The following is an 18,738-nucleotide window of genomic DNA, read 5'->3' as shown; positions in this document are numbered from 1 at the left end:
CCGCCGCAGGTGCGGGTTATGGCGTGGTGATGCAGCGGCGCCAATAGACGGCTCAGGTTCCCGTAAACCGTGGCTTGCGCTTTTCCTGCCAGGCCAGCGCACCTTCGCGGATATCCTGCGAGCCATTGGCCGCGCCGATGTCGGCGGCAAGGGCCGCGGCATCCAGCGTGCCGCGGCCGATGGCGTTCAAATGCCGCTTCATGCCTTGCACCGCCAATGGCGCCAGCCCGGCAACGGTGTCGCTGAGTTGCTCCGCGCGTTCGCGCAGGCCCTCGGCGGGCAGCAGTTCGGTCAGGAAGCCGCAGCGGAACATCTCGTCGGCATCGATGCGCTCGGCCGTCAGGAACAGGCGCTTGGCGTGGTTCAGCCCCAGCCGGCTGACATAGCGTTCCATGCCGCGCTGGTAGAAATGCAGGCCCAGCCGCGCCGCGGGCATGAACATGTCGACCGCGTGGGTGCCGAGCCGGAAGTCGCAGGCGAGCGCCAGGTCGGTGCCGCCGCCGTAGACGCCGCCGTGGATCTCGGCAATGGTGACGGCGCGGCAGTCTTCCATCGCGTTGACCAGGGTCTCGAAACCGGCGCCGCGCTGGCCGGCCGCGAGCCGGCCGATATCGAAGCCGCTGCAAAAGTACTTGCCGCTGCTGCACAGGCGCAGCACGCGCACGTCGCTGACATTGACCGCCTCGACCTGCCGCTGCAGTTCTGCCAGGTCGTCCGGCCCCAGGCGGTTGGCCACTTCCGGGCGGCGCAAGGTGATCGTGGCGACATGACCGGCAATGTCGAGCGAAGGCAGGGAACCATCAGTCTGCATGGGCAATTCTCCAGTAGGGGTCTTCAGGGATCAGTGGTCATCGGCGACCGGCGCGCCACGGCGTGCCAGCGCAATGTCGAAGCGTTCCAGCCGCGCCTGCGCAAACGCTGGCCGGGCCTGCGCGCGCTGCCACCACGCAGCCACGGCCGGCGCCGAGGTTAGCGCGGCGGGCGCCAGTTCGGCGATGCGCGCGACGAAAGGCGTCGCGGCGATATCGGCCAGCGTATAGCGCGCGCCGAAGAGCCAGTCGCCGTCGGCCAGCATCGCTTCCATCTTCGGCAGCAGCAACAGCAGCGCCTCGAGCGCGCGGCGTTTCTCCACTTCGGTATAGGGCTGGCGCGCGATGCGCAGCCATGCGTCGCGGCGCTCGGCGGTGGGGACGCGCGCCAGCCGCTCGGCCAGCGTGGCATCGGTCCATTGCGCGGCAACCGGCTGCAGCGCCAGGCTCCAGTTCAGCACCAGCAGGTTCGGCAGCGCCTTCTCGTCGGTCCAGCGCACGAAGTTGCGCATCACCGCGCGCTGGTAGGGGTCATCGGGCCGCAATGGCGGCAACGGGCGGATCTCGTCCAGGTATTCGCAAATCGTGCCGCTCTCGTGGAGGAAGCGGCCATCGTCCAGCACCAGTGCCGGCACCACGCCGTTGGGGTTCATTGCCAGGAACGCGGGCGTGTGCTGTTCCTGCGCCGCCAGGTCGACCGGCACGCTGTCGTAGTCGATGCCCTTCTCGGCCAGGCACAAGCGCACCCGGCGCGACGCGCTCGACAACCAGCCATGGAACAGTTTCATGTTGTGCTCGCCCGGTTCAGGGGATCAGCACGGCTGAACCCGTGGTGGCGCGGCTTTCCAGGTCGCGGTGCGCATCGCGCACGGCGGCCAGCGGGTAGCGGTGCGTGACTTCCAGCCGCAGTCGCCCGGCCGCAACGGCGTCGAACAAGGTGGCCGCTGCAGCAGCCAGCGCCTGAGGGCTGGCGATATAGGTACGCAGCGTCGGCCGCGACACGATCAGCGAGCGCGCATGCAGCAGCTGCAGGTCGAAGGCCTCGACGTCGCCCGACGCGGTGCCGTAGTTGATGGCCATGCCGCACGGCCGCAGGCACTGCAGCGACGACACGAACACGTCCTTGCCAACGGCGTCGTAGACCACGGCCACGCCCGCGCCACCGGTCAGCGCCAGCACAGCATCGACGAACTCGGTTTCACGGTAGTTGATGACATGGTGGCAGCCGTGTGCCAGCGCCACCGCCCGCTTGGCCTCGCTACCCACGGTTCCGATCACGGTCGCCCCTAGCGCGCGCGCCCATTGCGACAGCAGTACGCCCATGCCGCCCGCCGCCGCATGCACCAGCACCACGTCGCCCGGCTGCACGGCATAGAGCCGGCGCAGCAGGTATTCGGCGGTCAGGCCGCGCAGCAGCGTGGCGCCGGCCACCTCCGCGGAAATCGCGTCGGGCAAGGGCACGAGCCGGCCCGCCGGCACGTTGCGGATCACCTGGTACGCCCCCGGATGCATGCAGGCCACCCGCTGGCCCACCTCGAAGCCGTCCACGCCGGGCCCGATCGCCACGACCTCGCCGGCGCCAACCGAGCCCAGCGTGACAGGGAACGGCGCCGCGGCGTGAGGGCCATGCGCGCCTTTGCGCTGGTAGATGTCGGCGAAGTTCAGGCCGATGGCTGACTGGCGCAGCTGGATCTCGCCCTGGGCCGGCGGCGGAACCTCTACCCGGCAGGGCTCCAGCACGTCCGGGTCCCCGATCCCGTTAATACAGATAGCATCTGTCAGCATACAAATCCTGAAGGGTTTCCATGATCGGCGTCAGTCCCGTGCTCGCTGATGTTGGCGTCAATTGCAACGAACTCCGAGCGATTCAGCGGGCAATGTGCGGCGGCTCTGCTCGCTGCTGGGTCCACGAACACCCACACAGCCTACGTGATCCCACGATGCCTCGCATCATGGAAAGTCCGTATACGTATTTTTATATCTATTATTTGTATACTCAAGTCCATTCACTTGCCAAGGATTCCCATGACCTCTTTCCCACCCGGCATCGACCCTGGCGCTTCCGGCGCCGCGTGCGCCGACCTGCCGCTGTCGGGCCTGACCGTGCTGGACCTGTCCATCGCCCGCGCCGGTCCCGCCGCCGTGCGCCTGCTGTCGGACTGGGGCGCTGACGTCATCCGCGTCGAGCCGCCGCCGCCGCAGGACCGCGGCTCGGTGACCGGGCGCCGGCGTGGCTCGGACGAACAGAACCTGCACCGCAACAAGCGCAGCCTGTGCCTGGACCTGAAGACCCCGCAGGGCGCCGAAGTGCTGGCGCGACTGGTGCGGCGCGCCGACGTGGTGGTGGAGAACTTCCGCTCGGTGGTCAAGGAGCGCCTGGGGTTGACCTACGATCATCTGAGCGCGCTCAACCCGCGCGTGATCCTGGCCAGCATCTCGGGCTTCGGCCAGGACGGCCCCTACTGCGAGCGCCCGGGTCTCGACCAGATCGTGCAGGGCATGTCGGGGCTGAGCTCCGTCACCGGCGAGCCCGGCCAGGGGCCGCTGCGCGCCGGCATCGCCATTTCCGACACCACGGCCGGCATGTTCCTGGGCCAGGGCATCCTGCTGGCGCTGCTGCACCGCGCGCGCACCGGCCGCGGGCAATGGGTGCATACCTCACTGATAGAGGGCATGCTGAACAAGCTGGATTTCCAGGCCACCCGCTACACGGTGGACGGCGAAGTGCCGACCCAGCAAGGCAACGCGCACCCGACGCTGGTGCCGATGGGCACCTACCGCTGCCGCGACGGCGTGGTCAATATCGCCGCAAGCACTGACCGGATGTGGGCCAACTTCTGCCGCACCGTCGAGGCCGGCTGGCTGCTGGACGACCCCGCCTTCCAGACCGCCGCGGGCCGCGCCGCCGAGCGCCGGCGGCTGGACGCCGCGATCAACCAGTGCACCGCCGCGTTCACCGCCGCCGAGCTGACCGCGCGCCTGAATGCGGCCGGCGTGCCGTGCGGCCCGGTGCTCGATATCGGCCAGGCCTTCGAGGACGCGCAAGTGCGCCACCTGCGCATGACCCGGCCCGCCGAGCATCCCGTGCTGGGGCCGCTTGCGCTGCTGCGCTCGCCGATCAACCTGTCGGCGGCACCGCACCCGGAACGCTTTGCCCGCGCCGCGCCCGATCCGGGCGAGCACACCGACGAGATCCTGCGCGGGCTGGGCTACGACGACGCCGGCATCGCCGCCTTGCGCGAAGCCAGCGTGGCGTCCTGAAGCCCGCCCGACACCACAGCGGCAGCGACTACAACAAGGAGACAACCATGAACCATGCTCTCGGGCGCGTTGCCATCGGCGCGGCCCTCGCCACCCTGGCGGCCTTGCCGGGCATCGCCGGCGCGCAGGAATATCCGGCCCGGCCGATCCGGCTGCTGGTGGGCTACACGCCGGCCGGCGCCGCCGACTTCGTCGCCCGCGTGTTCGGCGAAGCGCTGTCCAGGGAACTGGGCCAGACCGTGGTGGTGGACAACAAGCCCGGCGCCGGCAGCACGCTCGCCTCCGCGGCGCTGGCTCAGGCCGCGCCGGACGGCTACACGCTGGCACTGGCCACGGCCACGCTGTACGGCATCGACCAGCAGTTGTACAAGGCCCGCTACAAGGCGACCGACTTCACCCCGGTGACGCGGCTGACGGTGTCGCCGCTGATCCTGGCCGTCAACAAGAACCTGAACGTCGGCGACGTCAAGACGCTGGTGGCCAAGGCACGCGCGCAGCCGGGCAAGTTCAACTACTCGTCGTCCGGCATCGGCGGCTCGCCGCATATCGCCGCGCTGCAGTTTGAAAAGGCCACGGGGGCCAAGATGACCCATGTGCCCTACAAGGGCGGCGCCCCGGCGCTGCAGGCCGTGGCCGCGGGCGAGGTGGAATTGTCGTTCGGCACCGCGGCCTCGGTGCTGCCGCTGGGCACGCAAGGCGTGGTGAAGATGATCGGCGTGACCACGCCCAAGCCCTCCGCGGTGGCGCCGGGCCTGCCCGCGCTGGCGGAGATGGGCCTGCCGGGCTTTGACTTTACTTTCTGGTTCGGACTGTTCGGGCCGGCCGGACTGCCCGACGGCATCCGCGACAAGCTCTTCGCCGCCGCGACCAAGGTGATGGCCGACCCGCAATTGCGCGCCAAGCTGGCCGGCAACGGCAGCGAGGTGTCGACTTCGGCGTCGCCCGCGGAGTTCGGCAAATGGGCGGCAGCCGACGGCAAATCCGCGGTAATGCGCATCGAGCAGGCTGGCGTCAAGCTGGACTGAGCCGCGCGCGCGGAGCGCCGGGACTAGCGGCGGCCGCGGCGGCCGCCGCCTTCGTCGTCGGGCATGGCCGCGATCATGTCCGCATAGACGTCGCCGCCGGTGGCGATATGCCGGACCATGGCAGCCGCGGCATCGTCCTCGTTGCCGCGCACGATCGCGCCCATCACCGCCTCATGCTCGGCCAGGGAGGCCAGGATGCGGGCCGGCTTCTCGAAGCGCAGGTCGCGCATGCCGCGCATGCGCGCGCGCATGGTGCGGATCTGCCGCGACAGGATGTCGTTGCAGCAGGCCGCGTAGATGACGTCATGGAAGGCATCGTTGGCCTCGCGGTAGCGATCGGAATCGCCACGCTCCGCCGCCGCGCGGCATGCATCGAATGCCTCCTGCAGCGCCGTGCGCTGCGCCGCGGAGATGCGCCGCGCCGCCAGCCGGGCCGCAAGCGCCTCCAGCTGAACCAGGATCTCGTTCATCGCGACGTACTCGCGCAGCGTGATCGACGACACGATCGCGCCCTGGCGCGGCACCAGGTCCACCAGGCCGGCCGATTCCAGCTGGATCAGCGCCTCGCGCACCGGGGTGCGCGACACGCCGAAACGCGCCAGCAACTGCTGCTCTTCAAGTTGGGTACCGCTGGGCAGCTTCCCGGAAAGAATCTCCTGCTCGATCGCGGCGCGGATGGTTTCGGACAGGCTCTTCTTTTCTTCGGACATGGACTGCAGCACGCAGGAAACGGGGATGGGGGATTCTAACCTGCCCTGCGTATTCACTGGCTTGCGCTCTGTGCACAAGGCTGGCGCCCCGACCTGGCGCCAGCGCTTTCTGACGGCTACGCCAGCATCCGCACCTGCGGCTCCCGGTCCCATTGCCGCGTTTTCGCCGCCGCGATAAAGCGCGCCGCGTCGCTGGCGGGCACGATGCCAGCGTCCGGCTGCAATCTGGCGTGGGTGAGCAGCACGTCTCCGCCCGCATCGGCGGCGATCGCCTTCAGATGGGCATAGGCAAAGCAGACGAAGTCCAGCGCCGCGCTTTCCTGCGCCAGCATGGCGGCACCGTCGGCCGACAGCACCACTGCCACGGCATCGAACATCACCGAAGGCGTCCCGGCCAGCTGCCCATCCGCCGGCAGCTTCGACCCATCGGCCAGCACCGCGCCGCCGACCTTGGGCGCGACGATCTTCACCGTGGCGCCAGCGGCGCTGGCCGCCTGGCGGATCGCCTCGACAGCGGCGCCGTCGGAGCCGTCGGCGACCAGGATGCCGATCTCGCGCCCCTGCAGCGTGTCTTTCATCTTGCCGATGATCTGCAGCGCTGGCGATGGCGGCAGGTCCTGCACCGGCGCGGCGGTGGGCAGCGGCTCGGGCACCTGGTCCAGCGCCAGGCCGTCGGCCACGCGCCGGCCCAGGTCCGGGTCGATATTGAGCAGGTGGGCCACCATGCGCTCGCGCACATGCAGGTGCTCGACCTTCGATAGCTCGAACACCAGCGCCGAGGCGATATGCGCCTGCTCGGCGCGGGTCTGGCTGCGGTAGAACAGGCGCGCCTGGCTGTAGTGGTCGGCAAAGGTCTCGGCGCGGATGCGGCCCTTGTCGCCCTGTTCGGGCACCAGGGCGTGGCGAAAGCCCAGGTCGGGCGCCTCGCGCGGCGAGTCGTCGGACAGCGAGTTGGGCTCGTAGGCGACGCGTCCCTTGGGCCGCTGCATCTGCATGTGGCCGTCGCGCTGGTGGTTGGCGAACGGGCACTTGGGCGCGTTCACCGGAATCTGGTTGAAGTTGGGGCCGCCCAGGCGCAGCAGTTGCGTGTCGAGGTAGGAGAACAGCCGGCCCAGCAGCAAGGGATCGTTGGAAAAATCGATGCCGCGCACGATGTTGGCGGGGCAGAACGCCACCTGCTCGGTCTCGGCAAAGAAGTTATCGGGCCAGCGGTCCAGCACCATGCGGCCGATGATCTTCAGCGGCACGGTTTCTTCGGGAATGATCTTGGTCGCATCGAGATGGTCGAACGGGAACCTGGCCGCATCGGCTTCGGTGAACAGCTGCACGCCCAGCTCCCATTCCGGGAAGTTGCCGGACTGGATCGCATTGAACATGTCGCGGCGATGGAAATCCGGATCGGCGCCGGCGATCTTGACGGCCTCGTCCCACACCGTGGACTGCAGCCCCAGCTTGGGGCGCCAGTGGAACTTGACGAAGGTGGACCGGCCCTGGTCGTCGAGCAGGCGGAAGCTGTGCACGCCGAAGCCTTCGATCATGCGCAGCGAGCGCGGGATGGTGCGGTCCGACATGATCCACATGACCATGTGCATCGACTCCGGCGTGAGCGAGATGAAATCCCAGAAGGTGTCGTGCGCGGTGGCCGCCTGCGGGAAGGCGCGGTCGGGCTCCATCTTGACCGCATGGACCACGTCGGGGAACTTGATCGCGTCCTGGATGAAGAACACCGGGATGTTGTTGCCGACCAGGTCCCAGTTGCCTTCCTTCGTATAGAACTTGACCGCGAAGCCGCGCACGTCGCGCGGCGTGTCGATCGAGCCAGCGCCGCCGGCCACGGTGGAGAAGCGCGCGAACACCGGCGTCTTGACGCCGACCTCGGTCAGGATGCTGGCGGTGGTGAATTGCGCCAGCGAATCGGTCAGCTCGAAATAGCCGTGCGCCGCGGTGCCGCGCGCATGGACGATCCGCTCCGGAATGCGCTCATGGTCGAAGTGTGTAATTTTTTCACGCAGGATGAAATCTTCAAGCAAGGTCGGGCCGCGCGGATTGGCCTTCAGCGAGTTCTGGTTGTCCGCGATCGGCGCGCCCTGATTGGTTGTCAGCGGGACATGCGCGCCGCCGGCAACCTGGTGCAGCTCTCCGCCTGCGCCGCGCTGGGCATCGCCATAGCCGGCCGGAGCCCCCTGGGCAGCGGGGGCGGATGTGGTGTTTGACGTGGGCTTGGCCTTGGCGTCGGACGTGTCGGGCATGGCGATCTCCTGTATCGGGTTGAACGGATGAACGGCTGCAACCCGGCAGTGCCTGCAATTGCCACGCCTGCCCGCTGACACTTTTGGTTACAAAGGCAAAGGGCCGAAAGTGCGCGCTTTGACATCCGCGGGCCCAACGGCTATCACCGCGCCGGCTGCCTGCCCGCGCAAGGCCAGGGCTGTTTCGTCCGCAAGGAACGAAACAGCCCGTCGTTCTCGTTGATACGAGACTGCCTTGCCCCCCGCTCCCCCTCGTTATTCCTCCTGGAACGCCTCTTCGCGCTTGGCCTTGATCGACGGCAGCGCCACCACCGCCACCAGCGCTGCCGCGGCCACCAGCAGGCCCAGCGACAGCGGACGCGTGGTAAAGACCGAGAAATCGCCGCGCGACAGCAGCAAGGTGCGGCGGAAGTTCTCTTCCATCATCGGCCCCAGCACGAAGCCCAGCAGCAGCGGCGCCGGCTCGCAGCGCAGCTTGTGGAAGACATAGCCGATCAGGCCGCAACTGGCCGCGGCAAAGACGTCGAACACCGTGTTGTTGACCGAGTAGACGCCGATGCTGCAGAACACCAGGATGGCCGGGTACAGGAAGCGGTAAGGCACCGTCAGCAGCTTCACCCATACGCCGATCAGCGGCAGGTTCAGTACGACCAGCATCAGGTTGCCGATCCACATCGACGCGATCAGGCCCCAGAACAGCGCCGGATTGCTGCTCATCACCTGCGGGCCGGGCTGGATGTTGTGGATCGTCATCGCCCCCACCATCAGCGCCATCACCGCATTGGGCGGAATGCCCAGGGTCAGCAGCGGGATGAACGAGGTCTGCGCCGCGGCGTTGTTGGCGGATTCCGGACCGGCCACGCCTTCGATCGCGCCCTTGCCGAATTCTTCCGGGTATTTCGACGCCTTCTTCTCCAGCGAGTACGCCGCGAACGAAGCCAGCGAGGCGCCGCCGCCCGGCAGGATGCCCAGCGACGAACCCAGTGCGGTGCCGCGCAGCACTGCCGGTATCATGCGCTTGAAATCTTCGCGAGTCGGGAACAGGTTGGTGACGCGGTCGGTGAAGGTCTCGCGATGCTCCTTCTGCTCCAGGTTGGCGATGATCTCGGCGAAGCCGAACAGGCCCATCGCCAGCGCGGTGATGCTGATGCCGTCGGTCAGCTCCGGCACGTCGAACGAGAAGCGCGCGGCGCCCGAGTTCACGTCGGTGCCGACCAGGCCCAGCAACAGCCCCAGCACGATCATTGCCACCGCCTTGACCAGCGAACCCGAGGCCAGCACCACGGCGCCGATCAGGCCCAGCACCATCAGCGAGAAATACTCGGCCGGGCCGAACTTGAACGCCAGCTCCGACAGCGGCGTGGCAAACGCGGCCAGGATCAGCGTGGCCACGCTGCCGGCGAAGAACGAGCCCAGTCCCGCGGTGGCCAGCGCCACCCCGGCGCGTCCGCGCCGTGCCATCTGATAGCCGTCCAGCGTGGTCACCACTGCCGACGATTCACCGGGCAGGTTCACCAGGATGGCGGTGGTCGAGCCGCCGTACTGGGCGCCGTAGTAGATGCCGGCCAGCATGATCAGCGCCGCCACCGGCGGCAGCGTGTAGGTGATCGGCAGCAGCATGGCGATGGTGGCCAGCGGCCCCAGCCCCGGCAGCACGCCGATCAGCGTGCCCAGCACGCAGCCCAGGAAGGCATAGGCCAGGTTCTGCAGCGAGAGCGCGGTGGAAAACCCCAGCGCAAGATGACTCAGCAACTCCATCCGATATCCCCTAGTTGACGAAAGCGGCCGGCCACACCGGCATCTGCAGGTTGATGCCGTAGACAAAGGCCACGGTGCTGATCAGCACCAGGATCGCGGCGTTGAGGATGGCGCCCTTCCAGGTGAACTCATGGCTGGCCATCGACGACACCAGTACCAGCGCCAGCACCGACAGCACCATGCCGAGCGGCTTGAGCACCAGTCCGAACAGCACCACCGAGCCCAGGATCCACAGCAGCGTCTTGATGTCCCAGCGCGCCATCCGGTCTTCATCGCTCTTGTGCGACAACGATCCAGCCGCGACCACGGCGCCCAGCAGCGCCAGCACGATGCCAAGCCAGAACGGAAAATAACCGGGTCCCATCCTGGCGGCGGTGCCCATCGAATAGCCGCGGGCAACGAAGGAAAAACTGAGGCCGAGGATGATGAACATCAGGCCGGAATAAAAGTCGGTTTGCTTGCGTATGCGCATGCAGGCTCCTTGAAGCGGGGGGCGACGCGACGACACCAGGGGTGGCGTCGGCTTCGGGAGTTCCGAACAATACATCATGTTGTGATATATTTTTCGGCCGCCAAGGGTTATTCCCTACGAATTGGGATCGAGTTGCGGCGCCGGCCGCGCGTGCGGGCCCGGCCGGGCGCGCAGAGCCAAGGATCATTGTCGCCAATGCTTATGCGGCGGCTATCATCAGAATTACCGCGCCACTCCCGCACCAGACACCATGAACCTGTCCGCCGGCATCCCCATCCTCCGCATCTTCTCGGTCGACAAGGCCAGGGAGTTCTACCTGGATTTCCTCGGCTTCACGCTCGACTGGGAGCATCGCTTCGCAGACGGCTTGCCCCTGTACGCGCAGATCAGGCGCAGCGGCCTGACGCTGCATCTCAGCGAGCACCATGGCGATGCCACGCCGGGGTCGACCGTGTTCGTGCCGGTGGCGGATATCGAGGCGCTGCACCGGGAGCTGTCCGCCAAAGACTATCCCTACGCGAAGCCCGGTGTGGAGGATGTGGGCTGGGGCCGGATGCTGCAGGTGGCCGACCCGTTCGGGAACCGGCTGAGGTTCTGCCAGGTGGCCGAGGATTAGGCCACGGCTTCCCACGCTGGCGGATCGGGACGGGTCCGGGACGGACCTCCCGCCATCATCCATCCGCTCCGCCGGCCGCGCCACTGCCCGGGGCGTGTAAACTGCTGCATTTTTCGAATCCAGCGGAATGTTACAAGTGCCCCGGCGCACAGGCCTGAGCGGACCCACGCTGGTCCGCCTGCTAGCCCGCCTGGCTGACGCCGACGCCCCCGCCCCTGCAAGCTCGCTTTCCAGCCAGCTGAGCCAATGGCTTGGCTGGGCGGATGCGATCGCGCTGTCTTCTGCGCTGAAGGCCCATGCCCAGGCCATGCCGGTCACGGCAAGTGCCGGCGGCAGCACTGAAGCGCAGGAATGCGCGCGCGTGCGCGCCCGGCTGGTGGATGCGATTGCCGAAGACACGGCTCCGGCAGCGCGACGGCGCGGCCCGGCGCGACCGTCGGCGCTGCCCGACCCGGTCGATGCGCAGGTCGACTACGCGGTCCATCGCCAGCGTTACCTGACGCTGCAGCAGGCCATGGAAACCGCCATCGGCAACGTGCGCGGACGCCTGCGCGCGGCGATGTCGACCCGCACGCCGGCGCTGGCCAAGCTGGCGATGGTCGACGCGGTGATGGAGCGCGTGCTCGGCATGCGCGAGCAAAGCCTGCTGGGCGCGGTACCAAACCTGCTGGAGCCGCACTTCCTGCGGCTGCGCCAGGCCGAAGCCACGGCACTGGAGACGCAGGCCCAGGCACCAGGACAAGCCGCGGCGGTGCGTTCCGGCGCATGGCTGGGCCTGTTCCGCAAGGATATGCAGAGCGTGCTGCTCGCCGAACTCGAGATCCGCTGGCAGCCCGTCGAAGGCTTGCTGGCGGCGCTGCAAGACAGCTAACCCGGACATCATGACCCGATACCTATCCCATATTGTTGCGTTCCTGGCGGGCCTGGCGGTCGTCTGCTGGATTGGCGCGGGCTATGCCGGCACCAATTTCCTCGCGCTCGTCGTCACCCTGCTGATCGGCGGTTTCTACATCGGCGGCGCGCTGGAACTGCTGCGCTACCGGCAGGCCACTGCCACGCTGACGCAGGCACTGGCCGGCCTGGCCGAAGCGCCGGCCAGCCTCGGCGGCTGGCTGGAACGCCTGCACCCCAGCCTGCGCGACAGCGTGCGGCTGCGGGTCGAAGGCGAACGCGTCGGCCTGCCCGGCCCCGCGCTGACGCCCTACCTGGTCGGGCTGCTGGTGCTGCTGGGCATGCTGGGCACGTTCCTCGGCATGGTGGCCACCTTGCGCGGCACCGGCATCGCGCTGGAAGGCGCGACCGACCTGCAAGCGATCCGCGCTTCGCTGGCGGCACCCGTCAAGGGCCTGGGCTTTGCCTTCGGCACCTCGGTCGCGGGCGTGGCCACCTCGGCCATGCTGGGCCTGCTGTCCGCGCTGTGCCGGCGCGAACGCATCCAGGCCGCGCAGGCGCTCGACGCCCGCATCGCCACCACGCTGCGCAGCTACTCGCGCGGCCATCAGCGCGACCACCAGCGCGACCAGGCCTTGCAGCTGCTGCAGCGCCAGGCCGACGTGATACCGGCACTGGCCGAACAGATGCAGGCCATGATGCGCGCCATGGCGCAACAGCACGAGGCGTTGGCGGAGCGGCTGGTGGCCAGCCAGGACGCCTTCCACGGCAAGACCGAGGCGGTCTATGCGCGCCTGGCGTCATCGGTGGAGCAATCGCTGAAGGACAGCATCGCCGACAGCGCCCGCGCCGCGGGTGCCGCGATCCAGCCCGCGGTGGACGCGACCATGGCTGGCCTGGCCCGCGAGAGCACGGCCCTGCGCGACACCGTCACGCAGGCGGTGGAACAGCATCTGGACGGCGTTTCGAGCCGGTTCGAGCGCGCCACCGCCGGTGTCGCCGATACCTGGAACCAGGCGCTTGCCGGCCATCAACGCACCAGCGAGGCGCTGGCGGCGGACCTGCGCGCATCGCTCGACGGCTTCAGCCAGACCTTCGAACAACGCTCGGCCAGCCTGCTGGACGGCGTCGCCAGCCGCCTCGACTCCGTCGCGGCCAGCACCGCCGAAGCCTGGCGCGAGGCGCTGTCGCAGCAGCAGCAGGCCGGCGAAAAACTGGCCGGCGACCACCTGCAAGCGCTGGCCGCCGCCGCGGCAACGTTCGGCGAGCACGCCGCGGCGCTGGTGCGCAGCGTGGACGCCTCGCATGCCGGCCTGCAGGCGCAGCTGGCCGCGCAGGACGCGCAGCGCCTGTCGGCCTGGGCCGACACGCTCGGCGGCATGACGGCCACCCTGCGCCAGCAACTGGAACAGCTGAACGCACACACCGTCAGCCGCCACGACGAAATCAGCGCCACGCTGGCGCAGAGCGTGCGCGAGGTCTCGGCGCAGACGCAGGCGCATGCCAGCAGCACGTTGGCGGAAATCGACCGCCTGGTGCAGGCCGCCGCCGAAGCGCCGAAGGCCGCCGTTGCGCTGCAGGCCGAACTGGCGTCGCGCGATGAAGCGCGCTTTGCCGCGTGGGCCGATACGCTCGGCAGCATCACGGCAACGCTGCGCCAGGAATGGCAGCAGCTGAACGCGCAGACGGTCGCGCGCCAGGATGAAATCAGCGCGACGCTGGCGCAGAACGTGCAACAGATCTCCGCGCAGACGCAGGCGCATGCCAGCCGCACCCTCGCCGAAATCGACCGCCTGGTGCAGGCCGCCTCGGAAGCGCCGAAGGCCGCGGTCGCGCTGCAGGCGGAACTGGCCGAGCGGGATGCAGCGCGCTTCGCCGGCTGGACCGAAACCCTCGGCGGCATCGCCGCGACGCTGCGCCAGCAATGGGAGCAGTCCAGCACGCAAGCCGCCGCGCGCCAGCAGGAAGTCTGCGAGGCCCTGGCACAGACCGCGCGTGCGATTTCGGCCGAAACGCAGGCGCATACCAGCACCACCCTGGCCGAGATCGATCGCCTGGTGCAGGCCGCGGCGGAGGCGCCGAAGGCCGCCACCGCGCTGCAGGCGGAACTGCTGGCGCAGGACGCGCAACGCCTGGCCGCGTGGACCGAAACGCTGGGCACCATGGCAGCTTCGCTGCGCGGCGAATGGGAGCACGCCAGCGCGCACGCCACCGCGCGCCAGCAAGAGATCTGCGAAACGCTGGCCGTCACCGCGCGCGACATGGCGGCACAGGCCCAGAGCCAGGCCACCGATACCGTCGCCGAAGTCTCGCGCCTGCTGCAGGCCGCGAGCGAAGCGCCCCGCGCCGCCGCCGAGGTCATTGCGGAACTGCGCGAGAAGCTGACCGAAGGCATGGCGCGCGACCACGCCATGCTGGAAGAACGCAGCCGCATGATGGAAACGCTGGGCACGCTGCTTGACGCCGTCAACCACGCCTCCACCGAGCAGCGCACCGCGGTCGATACGCTGGTCGCCACCACCGCCGACCTGCTCGAGCGCGTCGGCACCCGCTTCACCGACCAGGTCGAGTCCGAGACCGGCAAGCTCACCGACATCGCCGCACAGGTCACCGGCAGCGCGGTCGAGGTAGCCAGCCTGGGCGAAGCCTTCGGCGTGGCGGTGCAGCTGTTCAGCGAATCGAATGGCAAGCTGATCGACCACCTGCAGCGCATCGAGGCCGCGCTTGACAAGTCGATGACGCGCAGCGACGAGCAACTGGCCTACTACGTGGCGCAGGCGCGCGAGGTGGTCGACCTGAGCATGCTGTCGCAGAAGCAGATCCTCGAAGACCTGCAGCAGCGCGCAGCGCCGCAGGCGCCCAGCGCAGAGGCGGCATGAGAGAAGAACTCGACGCCGGCGTTGAGCCCACCGTGCCGGCCTGGGCGGTCTTCGGCGACCTGATGTCGGTGCTGCTGGGCGCGTTCGTGCTGGTGCTGCTGGGGGTCATCGGCGTGCAGATGGAGCTGTCGGCGCGGCTCGAAGCCGAGGTGAAGCAGCGGCAAGAGGAAGCCCAACGCCGCGAGACGCTGGAAAAGGCGCTGGCCGGCCCGCTCGCCGCGGGCCGCGTGACGCTGGTGAACGGGCGCATCGGCATCAGCGGCAGCGTGCTGTTCGCGCTCAATTCCGCCGAGCTGCAGCCCGAAGGCCGCGACCTGCTCAAAAGCCTGGCCCAGCCGCTGTCGGCCTACCTGCGCAGCCGCGACGAGATCCTGATGGTCAGCGGCTTCACCGACGACCAGCAGGTGCGCGAGGGCAACCGGCGCTTTGCCGACAACTGGGAGCTGTCGGCGCAGCGCGCCCTGACCGTGACCCGCACGCTGATCGATGCGGGCATCCCGCCGTCGTCGGTGTTCTCGGCCGCGTTCGGCTCGCAGCAGCCGGTCACACCGAATGCCGATGCCGCCGGCCGCGCGAAAAACCGGCGCGTGGAGATCTCGCCGGTGCCCCGCGTGACTACCGGCACGGTGAAGGCGCATGGCTGAGCTCGACGCGGCGGCCGGTGCCCGCGCGCAACTCGACGCCTGGCAGGCCAGCGGCGCCGACCGCGCCGAGCCCGTGCGCTTCCGGTTCATGCAGGCACTGGCCGCCCGTGCTGCCCCACACAACGGCGCGGCGCGGCAGTTGCTGGAGGCGCGCCTGCAAGAGCTGGTCGCCGCCTATGCCGCCATCGTGCAGCGCAACGCCGGTAACGCTGGCGAGACCACTTGCCAGGCGTCCCCCACAGCCGTGAGCGCGCTGGGCGCACTGGTCCACGACCTCGCCGCGCGCGCCAGGCCCGCCATCGCGGCGGCTTCGAACGATGCCCGTCCGCTGTCGCCGGCACCGGCGCAAGCCGCTGCCACGCCGCTGGTCGACACGCTCGCCGATTACTTCCGCGAGACCTGGGCCCGGGTCAGCGTCGAGCAGCAGTTCCGCGAGTCGCTGGAGCGCGTGCCGGAGAACGCCGGGCCGCTCAATACCGACCAGCTCGTGCATCGCTCGCTGTCGCTGATGCGCGAGACCTCGCCCGAATACCTGCGGCATTTCCTGTCGTATGTCGAGGGCATGGCCTGGCTGGAGCAGTTGAGCGCGGCGGCAGCGGCGCAAAAGGAAGCGGCCCGCGCCGCCGCCAGGAAAAGCACGCGCGCCAAGGCCCGCAAGTAGCAACGCGGCGATACCGCTACGCCGCCACGGCAAACCCGTAAAGCGCCGCTGCGTTGCGCCAGCGCAGCGCGGCGGACAACGCCTCGCCCGCCGCCTCGCCGTCGCCGCCCTGCCCTCGCCAACCGGCAAGCTCGCGGCACTCGTCCAGCCGCTGCGGCCCCTCGTGATTGGTCCAGGGCCAGTCGCTGCCCCACAGCAGGCGGTCATCGCCGACGATATCGCGCCAGCGCTGCGCAAACAGTGGCCAATCGTGTGGCGATGCCAGCCGGTAGGGCGCGCTGATTTTCACCCACACCTGGCGGCGCGCGCGCACTGCCTTGGCGGCATCGAAGACTGCATCCGCGATCCCGGCGGTGCCGGGCCGGCCGAAGTGGTCAAGCACGACCGGCGCGCCGGCATCGCCAAGCGCCGCGTCGAGTTGAGCCAGCACCATGGCGCCCTGCCCGTTGCCGGTATGGAGCTCGACGTGCCAGCCCAGCGCGGCAATCCTGCGGAACAGCGCACGCCACGGCGCGGTGGCAACGCGTTGCCATTCCGGATCGCCATACAGGTTCAGGCGCATGCCGCGCACGCCGGCGGCCTGGAGCGCCGTCAGTTGCGCGTCCGTGATGGTCGGGTCGATCACCGCCACGCCGCGCAGGCGGTCGGGCCGCGCCTGCAGCGCGGCCAGCAGCGCGGTATTGTCGGTGCCGAGAAAGCTGGTCTGCACCGCCACCCCATACAGGTCGCCCTGGCCGTCCAGGCTGCCGAGCGCCGCCTGCCAGTCGTGCAGTCCGGCGGCATAGGCCGGCCGGTAGCGCGCCGAAGCCGAGGCCACGCCGGTATCGAAGACGTGGAAATGGGTATCCACCAGCGGCGAAGCGCGCCTGCTCATCATCAAGCCTCCGTGGGGCGGGTATATCCGGATATGGCGTCCAGACCCGCATCAGTATTCTAGTCCTCTAGAGGACATCAGCATTCAAACAATTTAGCACGGCTTCGGCATGCGAGACAACGCACCGCTCCAGACCACCACCGCCACCGCCACTGCGGGGCTGAGCCGCTACGGCCAGATCGCGGCGGCACTGCAGGACCGGATCGTTTCCGGCGCCTGGGCCCCGGGCGATGCCATCCCGGCGGAAGGCGCATTGGCCAGGGAGTTCGGCATTGCGCTGGGCACCATCCGCCAGGCCATCGCCGTGCTGGTCCAGCAAGGCCTGCTCGAGCGCGTGCAGGGCAAGGGCACCTTTGTGCGCAAGGGGCTGAGCGGCGCCAGCCTGATGCGTTTCTTTCGCTTCGGCGGTGCCGATGGCGCGCCCGTGGTGCCCCGCTCTGAAATCCTGTCGTGCCGCGCCGTCCGGCTGGACAAGCCCATGGCGGCGCGGTTCGGGCTAGCGAGCGGCGCGCGCGGGCTGGCGATCTCGCGCCGCCGCTGGCTGGAACAGACGCCGCGGCTGCTGGAGTCGATCTGGTTGCCGCTGCCGCGCTGCGAAGCCCTGCAGCAGCTGGCGCCGGCGCAGTGGGGCGACCTGCTCTACCCGCTGCTGGGCAGCGCCTGCGGCGTCACGGTCCATCGTGCCGTCGACGAGGTGACTTTCCGCACGCTGGCGGCGGACGAGGCCGCGTTGCTGGCGCTCCCCGATGCGCATCCCTGCGCGGTGGTTACACGCCACGCCTATGACCTGGCCGGCCACTGCGTCGAATACCGTCTGACGCGCGGCGACGCCTTTGCATTTCGCTATACCGCCGACGTCCGCTGACGGACCGTCGCCAAGGAGACAGACCCATGCACGCACGCCACGCGATCGCCGCTGCAGCCACCGCTGCGGCCACCGCCATGATCGCCATCGCCACGCCGGCACAGGCCGCCGACAACGCCGCGGCCTGGCCGACACGTCCCATCACCATCGTGGTGACATACCCGCCGGGCGGCGGCGCCGACCTGATGGCACGGCTGATCGCGCCCGGCCTCGGGCGCGAGTTGGGGCAGACCGTGGTGGTCGAGAACCGGCCGGGTGCCGGCGGGCAGATCGGCGCGGCCTATGTCGCCAAGGCCGCGCCCGACGGCTACACGGTGATGGTCGATGCCTCGTCCTATGCCGTGAATCCCAGCCTCTATCCGCGCCTGCCCTACGATCCGGACAAGGCGTTCCGCCCGGTCGGCGTGCTGGCGCGCTATCCCAATGTGCTGGTCGCCACCGCCAGCTTTGCGGCGGGCAAGGTCGGCGATGTCGTCGCCATGGCCAGGCAGAAGCCGGGCTCGGTGGCCTTTGCCTCTTCGGGCAACGGCTCGGCGCAGCATCTGGCCGGCGTGCTGTTCGAGCAGCGCGCCGGCGTCGACCTGCTGCACGTGCCCTACAAGGGCGGCGGCCCGGCCATGACCGATGTCATTGCCGGACAGGTGCCGCTGTTCTTTGCCAATGTCGCCTCGAGCCTGCAGCACATCCAGGCCGGCAAGCTCAAGCCGCTGGCGGTGACCAGCCGGTCGCGCACCCCGGCGCTGCCGGCAGTGCCGACCATGCAGGAAGCCGGCGTGGCCAGCTACGAGGTGTATGAATGGAACGCGGCCTTCGTCCCCGCCGCGACCCCGGAGCCGGTCGCCGCGAAGCTTGCCGACGCGCTGCAGAAGGTCATGACCAGCGCCGAGATCCGGCAGCGCGTGGCCGAGCTTGGTGGCGAGGTCGTGGCGGCACCGCCGGCGCAAGCGCGACAGTTCATCGACGGCCAGGCGCGGCTATGGGCCAAGGTCATCCGCGACGGCAACATCAAACCCGAATAACCACC

Annotated in this window: 17 protein-coding genes; 9 read left to right on the top strand and 8 right to left on the bottom strand. The window is 69.1% G+C overall.

Features of this window, described 5'->3' with window-relative positions; genetic code table 11:
• Positions 1-52 precede the first annotated feature (52 nt).
• The 3 genes from MKD38_RS09345 to MKD38_RS09335 are packed head-to-tail and all read right to left on the bottom strand — an operon-like array spanning position 53 to position 2,594.
• Positions 53-811, bottom strand: a complete 759-nt coding sequence (locus tag MKD38_RS09345; protein ID WP_252676159.1) for an enoyl-CoA hydratase/isomerase family protein — start codon at positions 809-811, stop codon at positions 53-55.
• A gap of 30 nt (positions 812-841) precedes the next feature.
• Entirely contained in the window at positions 842-1,597 is a 756-nt protein-coding gene (locus MKD38_RS09340; protein WP_252676157.1) for a glutathione S-transferase family protein, read from the bottom strand.
• Between the two features lie 16 nt (positions 1,598-1,613).
• The gene (locus tag MKD38_RS09335; protein ID WP_252676155.1) at positions 1,614-2,594 is read right to left on the bottom strand and encodes a quinone oxidoreductase family protein; all 981 of its coding nucleotides are present in this window, start codon (positions 2,592-2,594) and stop codon (positions 1,614-1,616) included.
• Positions 2,595-2,834: 240 nt separating this feature from the next.
• Between MKD38_RS09335 and MKD38_RS09330 the strand changes: the two genes are divergently transcribed.
• Both MKD38_RS09330 and MKD38_RS09325 read left to right on the top strand, forming a co-directional pair.
• Positions 2,835-4,070: a CaiB/BaiF CoA transferase family protein gene (locus MKD38_RS09330; protein ID WP_252676153.1), complete on the top strand. Its 1,236-nt coding sequence runs from the start codon at positions 2,835-2,837 to the stop codon at positions 4,068-4,070.
• Between the two features lie 47 nt (positions 4,071-4,117).
• A complete protein-coding gene (locus tag MKD38_RS09325; RefSeq protein WP_252676151.1) occupies positions 4,118-5,095 on the top strand; it encodes a Bug family tripartite tricarboxylate transporter substrate binding protein in 978 nt (325 codons plus the stop codon).
• A gap of 23 nt (positions 5,096-5,118) precedes the next feature.
• On the opposite strand, the gene MKD38_RS09320 is transcribed toward MKD38_RS09325, so the two are convergent.
• The 4 genes from MKD38_RS09320 to MKD38_RS09305 all read right to left on the bottom strand — a co-directional run bounded on the left by MKD38_RS09320 (position 5,119) and on the right by MKD38_RS09305 (position 10,284).
• Positions 5,119-5,805, bottom strand: coding sequence for a GntR family transcriptional regulator (locus MKD38_RS09320; RefSeq protein WP_252676149.1), 687 nt, complete (start codon positions 5,803-5,805; stop codon positions 5,119-5,121).
• Positions 5,806-5,921: 116 nt separating this feature from the next.
• On the bottom strand, positions 5,922-8,054 hold the full coding sequence (locus MKD38_RS09315) for a catalase (protein ID WP_252676147.1): 2,133 nt from the start codon (positions 8,052-8,054) through the stop codon (positions 5,922-5,924).
• Positions 8,055-8,309: 255 nt separating this feature from the next.
• The gene (locus tag MKD38_RS09310) at positions 8,310-9,812 is read right to left on the bottom strand and encodes a tripartite tricarboxylate transporter permease (RefSeq protein ID WP_252676144.1); all 1,503 of its coding nucleotides are present in this window, start codon (positions 9,810-9,812) and stop codon (positions 8,310-8,312) included.
• 10 nt (positions 9,813-9,822) lie between these two features.
• Entirely contained in the window at positions 9,823-10,284 is a 462-nt protein-coding gene (locus MKD38_RS09305; RefSeq protein ID WP_252676142.1) for a tripartite tricarboxylate transporter TctB family protein, read from the bottom strand.
• A 250-nt stretch (positions 10,285-10,534) separates the two neighbouring features.
• Between MKD38_RS09305 and MKD38_RS09300 the strand changes: the two genes are divergently transcribed.
• The 5 genes from MKD38_RS09300 (at position 10,535) to MKD38_RS09280 (ending at position 15,975) form a co-directional block, all read left to right on the top strand.
• Positions 10,535-10,900 (top strand): glyoxalase superfamily protein, encoded by a 366-nt coding sequence (locus tag MKD38_RS09300; protein WP_252676140.1) that lies wholly within the window; start codon positions 10,535-10,537, stop codon positions 10,898-10,900.
• A gap of 127 nt (positions 10,901-11,027) precedes the next feature.
• Positions 11,028-11,771: a DUF3348 domain-containing protein gene (locus tag MKD38_RS09295; RefSeq protein ID WP_252676138.1), complete on the top strand. Its 744-nt coding sequence runs from the start codon at positions 11,028-11,030 to the stop codon at positions 11,769-11,771.
• Between the two features lie 10 nt (positions 11,772-11,781).
• Positions 11,782-14,670: a DUF802 domain-containing protein gene (locus MKD38_RS09290; RefSeq protein ID WP_252676136.1), complete on the top strand. Its 2,889-nt coding sequence runs from the start codon at positions 11,782-11,784 to the stop codon at positions 14,668-14,670.
• The gene (locus tag MKD38_RS09285; protein WP_171514927.1) at positions 14,667-15,314 is read left to right on the top strand and encodes an OmpA family protein; all 648 of its coding nucleotides are present in this window, start codon (positions 14,667-14,669) and stop codon (positions 15,312-15,314) included. The genes MKD38_RS09290 and MKD38_RS09285 overlap by 4 nt, the downstream gene beginning before the upstream one ends.
• Positions 15,307-15,975: a DUF2894 domain-containing protein gene (locus MKD38_RS09280; protein ID WP_252676134.1), complete on the top strand. Its 669-nt coding sequence runs from the start codon at positions 15,307-15,309 to the stop codon at positions 15,973-15,975. The genes MKD38_RS09285 and MKD38_RS09280 overlap by 8 nt, the downstream gene beginning before the upstream one ends.
• Positions 15,976-15,991: 16 nt before the next feature.
• Here the strand turns inward: MKD38_RS09280 and MKD38_RS09275 are convergent, their stop codons facing one another.
• Positions 15,992-16,852: an amidohydrolase family protein gene (locus MKD38_RS09275; protein ID WP_252676132.1), complete on the bottom strand. Its 861-nt coding sequence runs from the start codon at positions 16,850-16,852 to the stop codon at positions 15,992-15,994.
• Between the two features lie 106 nt (positions 16,853-16,958).
• Between MKD38_RS09275 and MKD38_RS09270 the strand changes: the two genes are divergently transcribed.
• Complete coding sequence (locus MKD38_RS09270) at positions 16,959-17,714, top strand: GntR family transcriptional regulator (protein ID WP_252676131.1); 756 nt, start codon at positions 16,959-16,961, stop codon at positions 17,712-17,714.
• Between the two features lie 26 nt (positions 17,715-17,740).
• Positions 17,741-18,733 carry a tripartite tricarboxylate transporter substrate binding protein gene (locus tag MKD38_RS09265; RefSeq protein WP_252676129.1) on the top strand — a complete coding sequence of 331 codons (993 nt, stop codon included), beginning with the start codon at positions 17,741-17,743 and terminating at the stop codon, positions 18,731-18,733.
• The last annotated feature ends 5 nt before the right edge of the window (positions 18,734-18,738 follow it).

It is taken from the genome of Cupriavidus sp. WGlv3, from assembly GCF_023952475.1.
Taxonomy (GTDB): Bacteria; Pseudomonadota; Gammaproteobacteria; order Burkholderiales; family Burkholderiaceae; genus Cupriavidus; species Cupriavidus phytorum.
The sequence above is the reverse complement of the archived record's forward strand: the minus strand, read 5'-3'. Positions and strand labels throughout refer to the sequence as shown.

Excerpts from the sequence above, each read along its gene's own strand:
- MKD38_RS09345 (WP_252676159.1), bottom strand. The coding sequence starts at position 811 with ATGCAGACTGATGGTTCCCTGCCTTCGCTCGACATTGCCGGTCATGTC.
- MKD38_RS09340 (WP_252676157.1), bottom strand. The coding sequence starts at position 1,597 with ATGAAACTGTTCCATGGCTGGTTGTCGAGCGCGTCGCGCCGGGTGCGC.
- MKD38_RS09335 (WP_252676155.1), bottom strand. The coding sequence starts at position 2,594 with ATGCTGACAGATGCTATCTGTATTAACGGGATCGGGGACCCGGACGTG.
- MKD38_RS09330 (WP_252676153.1), top strand. The coding sequence starts at position 2,835 with ATGACCTCTTTCCCACCCGGCATCGACCCTGGCGCTTCCGGCGCCGCG.
- MKD38_RS09325 (WP_252676151.1), top strand. The coding sequence starts at position 4,118 with ATGAACCATGCTCTCGGGCGCGTTGCCATCGGCGCGGCCCTCGCCACC.
- MKD38_RS09320 (WP_252676149.1), bottom strand. The coding sequence starts at position 5,805 with ATGTCCGAAGAAAAGAAGAGCCTGTCCGAAACCATCCGCGCCGCGATC.
- MKD38_RS09315 (WP_252676147.1), bottom strand. The coding sequence starts at position 8,054 with ATGCCCGACACGTCCGACGCCAAGGCCAAGCCCACGTCAAACACCACA.
- MKD38_RS09310 (WP_252676144.1), bottom strand. The coding sequence starts at position 9,812 with ATGGAGTTGCTGAGTCATCTTGCGCTGGGGTTTTCCACCGCGCTCTCG.
- MKD38_RS09305 (WP_252676142.1), bottom strand. The coding sequence starts at position 10,284 with ATGCGCATACGCAAGCAAACCGACTTTTATTCCGGCCTGATGTTCATC.
- MKD38_RS09300 (WP_252676140.1), top strand. The coding sequence starts at position 10,535 with ATGAACCTGTCCGCCGGCATCCCCATCCTCCGCATCTTCTCGGTCGAC.
- MKD38_RS09295 (WP_252676138.1), top strand. The coding sequence starts at position 11,028 with ATGTTACAAGTGCCCCGGCGCACAGGCCTGAGCGGACCCACGCTGGTC.
- MKD38_RS09290 (WP_252676136.1), top strand. The coding sequence starts at position 11,782 with ATGACCCGATACCTATCCCATATTGTTGCGTTCCTGGCGGGCCTGGCG.
- MKD38_RS09285 (WP_171514927.1), top strand. The coding sequence starts at position 14,667 with ATGAGAGAAGAACTCGACGCCGGCGTTGAGCCCACCGTGCCGGCCTGG.
- MKD38_RS09280 (WP_252676134.1), top strand. The coding sequence starts at position 15,307 with ATGGCTGAGCTCGACGCGGCGGCCGGTGCCCGCGCGCAACTCGACGCC.
- MKD38_RS09275 (WP_252676132.1), bottom strand. The coding sequence starts at position 16,852 with ATGATGAGCAGGCGCGCTTCGCCGCTGGTGGATACCCATTTCCACGTC.
- MKD38_RS09270 (WP_252676131.1), top strand. The coding sequence starts at position 16,959 with ATGCGAGACAACGCACCGCTCCAGACCACCACCGCCACCGCCACTGCG.
- MKD38_RS09265 (WP_252676129.1), top strand. The coding sequence starts at position 17,741 with ATGCACGCACGCCACGCGATCGCCGCTGCAGCCACCGCTGCGGCCACC.